Here is a 2,271-nt window from a genome sequence, read left to right on the forward strand (position 1 = left end):
GCGTTTTTCATGCGCTCGCCGAAGGCACCGATGGCGAGCACGCCCTGGCCCTGGAAGCGCGATAGCGCGGCGTCGAGGGCATCGATGCGCGATTCGCCGCTGTCGACCGCGCGGCGCTGGGCGGCAATCAACTGATCCTGAAGCTGCCAGTTCTGAAGGCCATCCAGGGCGAAGGGTTCGGCGTCGAACTCGGCGATGGCCTCCTGCTCGAAATACACTCCCAACCGGGTATTGAAGAAGCTCTTGACCGGCTCGCGCAGGAAGTTGCCCAGCTGCGCGAGGCCGAGCGTGGCCGGTTCGTCCTCGGCCAGCGGGGAGAGCGGGGCCGCGTCACGCGCGTTTGTCGCGGCATGCACCTCGCGCCATTCGTGGGCGTAGGTGAAGAGCTTGTCGGTCTGGCCGAAGTAGCGCTGGCTGAAGGGTTGCAGCGGGTGCTCCGTGGTCAGCCGGGCGAGAAGGTCGCCGCCTTCGCGCTGCCAGCCGGCGTCCAGGTGTTCGCGCAGTTGCCCGACCAATACCGACGGCGGCAGCGGGGCGTTGTCGATCTGGCTTCGCCCCACCCAACTGACATACAGCTGGTCGCGGGCAGAGAGCAGCGCCTCCAGGAACAGGTAGCGGTCGTCCTCGCGGCGCGAGCGGTCGCCGGGGCGGTAGTCGCCGCCCATCAGGTCGAAGTCGAGCGGCGGCTGGGAGCGCGGGTAGTCGCCATCGTTCATGCCCAGCAGGCAGACGCGCTTGAAGGGAATCGCGCGCATCGGCATGAGGGTGGCGAAGTTGACCGCGCCGGCCAGAAAGCGCTGGGAGAGCGAGTGCTCGTCGATCTGGGACAGCCAGTGCTCGCGCACCAGCGATAGCGGAAGCGCGTTCGCAAGAGCGGCTTCCTGGGTGCTTTCGAGCATCTGCTGCAGGGCGCTTTCGAGCTTGGTGAGCATGACGCTCTCGGCGGCGTCGTCGGTGAAAAAGAAGGTTTCCAAGAGCTCGCGCAGCCGGGCGACCCAGGTGGCGGCATCCGCCGGCTGGCAGAAGCGCTCCCAGGTGGCTTCGAGCTTCTCCAGCAGCGCGGCCAGGGGGCCGGCCAGGCGCGCCTCCAGCCCGCCGATGTCATCGAAAGGCTCGATCTCCTGCCAGGCGCCGGCCTCGCCCACGCTATAACCCAGCAGCAGCCGGCGCAGGCCGAAGGCCCAGGTGTTCTGGGCCAGGCCCTCGGGCAGTTCCAGGTTCTGCCGGGCGCGGGCGTTGAGGCCCCAGCGAATGCCGGCGCCTTCCATCCAGCGGGCGAGGGTGGGCAGGTCGCGCTCCTCGAGGTTGAAGCGCTGGCGCAGCGCCGGCACGTCGAGCAGGTCCAGCACGTCGCTGGTGGAAAGCCGCAGCTCCGGCAGGCGCAGCAGTTTTTCCAGCGCGATCATCAAGGGCAGCCGATGGCGGCTCGCCTGGTCCGAGAGCGTGTACGGAATGAAGCGCGGGTCGTCCTGACTGAGCTGACCGAACACCGCCTCGATGTGCGGCGCATAGCGGTCGATGTCCGGCACCATGACGATGATGTCGCGCGGGCGCAGGTTCGGATCACTGCTGAAGGCGGCCAGAAGCTGGTCGTGGAGGATCTCGACCTCGCGCTGGGGGCCGTGGGCGATGTGAAAGACGATCGAGGCGTCGTCATCGCTCGGCGTTGGCCAGTGCTCGCGGGTTTCACCTACCGGGCGCAGCTCGCGGATGTCGTCCTGGAGCTGGCTCAAGAGCGTGCCGCTCCCTTGGGAGAAGGGCTCGAACATGTCGATGCGCAGCGCGCGCTGCTCGAACAGGGATTGGTAGTCGCCGGTGTCGTCGTGCTCGTCGATCAGGCGCAGGTAGTCGCGGCCCTGCTTGCCCCAGGCAGCGAGCAGCGGTTGGGCGTGCAGGTGCAGCGCGCCATCTGCATCACCGGTCCCCAGCACGTCGAGCGCTTCCGGCATGCCTGCCTTGCGGCGCTGGCGGTAGCGGCTGGCGCGCAGCAGGTCCTTGTGCTCGATGATGTCCGCCCAGTAGTACTGGCAGGGGTTGTGCACGCACAGCACGATCTGGCAGCAGCGCGAAAGTGCCGCCAGCGCTTCGAGCGTTTGTTGCGGCAACGACGAGATACCGAAGATGATCAGCCGCCGGGGCACCTTGGGGGGGCAGGCCTGGCCTTCGAGATGCTCGGTGGCGTCCAGAAAGCGCTGGTGGACGCTCGCCCGGCTGCTGGTCAGCCCGCCGGGGCCTTGAGTGCTGGCCACGTCGTCGCGCAGGCGGCGCCAC

At 68.1% G+C, this 2,271-nt stretch carries 1 protein-coding gene; it reads right to left on the minus strand.

The genetic code is table 11. The features are described 5' to 3' along the window. Positions 1 to 2,271 (minus strand): exodeoxyribonuclease V subunit gamma (recC, locus tag BIS11_RS15550; protein ID WP_253586489.1); only part of this gene is annotated, 2,271 nt, incomplete at both ends.

The sequence above is a fragment of the Halomonas sp. 707D4 genome (assembly GCF_024158685.1).
Taxonomy (GTDB): Bacteria; Pseudomonadota; Gammaproteobacteria; order Pseudomonadales; family Halomonadaceae; genus Vreelandella.